Source organism: Paenibacillus sp. IITD108 (assembly GCF_036541265.1).
In the GTDB taxonomy this organism is placed as follows: Bacteria; Bacillota; Bacilli; order Paenibacillales; family Paenibacillaceae; genus Pristimantibacillus.
In genome coordinates, this window is sequence record NZ_JAZHCT010000084.1 from 1 (window position 1) to 1,220 (window position 1,220).

A 1,220-nucleotide genomic window follows, 5' to 3' on the forward strand; every position below is an offset into this window, starting at 1 on the left:
ACATGCCGTAGCTTCGGTGGTGTGTTTAGCCCCGTTACATTTTCGGCGCAGAGTCACTCGACCAGTGAGCTATTACGCACTCTTTAAATGGTGGCTGCTTCTAAGCCAACATCCTGGTTGTCTGTGCAACTCCACATCCTTTCCCACTTAACACACACTTGGGGACCTTAGCTGACGATCTGGGCTGTTTCCCTCTTGACAATGGATCTTAGCACTCACTGTCTGACTCCCGAGTAACATGTCGATGGCATTCGGAGTTTGACTAGACTTGGTAACCCTTGGCGGGCCCCGCACCCAATCAGTGCTCTACCTCCACGACACTTTCCCTCGAGGCTAGCCCTAAAGCTATTTCGGGGAGAACCAGCTATCTCCGAGTTCGATTGGAATTTCACCGCTACCCCCACCTCATCCCCGTACTTTTCAACGTACGTGGGTTCGGGCCTCCAGTGCGTGTTACCGCACCTTCACCCTGGACAGGGGTAGATCACACGGTTTCGGGTCTACGACCACGTACTTATTCGCCCTATTCAGACTCGCTTTCGCTGCGGCTACGGCTTCCCACCTTAACCTTGCACGTAATCGTAACTCGCCGGTTCATTCTACAAAAGGCACGCCATCACCCTCTTAACGGGCTCTGACTTCTTGTAAGCGCACGGTTTCAGGTTCTTTTTCACTCCGCTCCCGCGGTGCTTTTCACCTTTCCCTCACGGTACTGCTTCACTATCGGTCACCAGGGAGTATTTAGCCTTGGCAGATGGTCCTGCCGGATTCCGACGGGGTTTCACGTGTCCCGCCGTACTCAGGATCCGTCTCGGAGAGAGCTTGCTTTTGGCTACAGGGCTTTTACCTCTTCTAGCGGGCCTTTCCAGACCTCTTCGCCTAACAAACTCCTTTGTAACTCCATGTGAGACGTCCTACAACCCCAAGGAGCAAGCTCCTTGGTTTGGGCTAATCCGCTTTCGCTCGCCGCTACTGACGGAATCACTTTTGTTTTCTCTTCCTCAGGGTACTTAGATGTTTCAGTTCCCCTGGTATGCCTCTTCACAACCTATGGATTCAGTTGTGAGTAACCGCCCATTACGACGGCTGGGTTTCCCCATTCGGAAATCCCCGGATCAATGCTTGCTTACAGCTCCCCGAGGCGGTATCGTTGTTCGCCACGTCCTTCTTCGGCTCCTGGTGCCTAGGCATCCGCCGTGCGCTCTTACTAGCTTAACCTA

The 1,220-nt window shown here is 53.4% G+C and carries 1 rRNA gene; it reads right to left on the reverse strand.

The annotated features are described in order from the left end of the window. Positions 1-1,218 (reverse strand): 23S ribosomal RNA (locus tag V1L65_RS28605); the annotation flags it as partial. Positions 1,219-1,220: the final 2 nt, after the last annotated feature.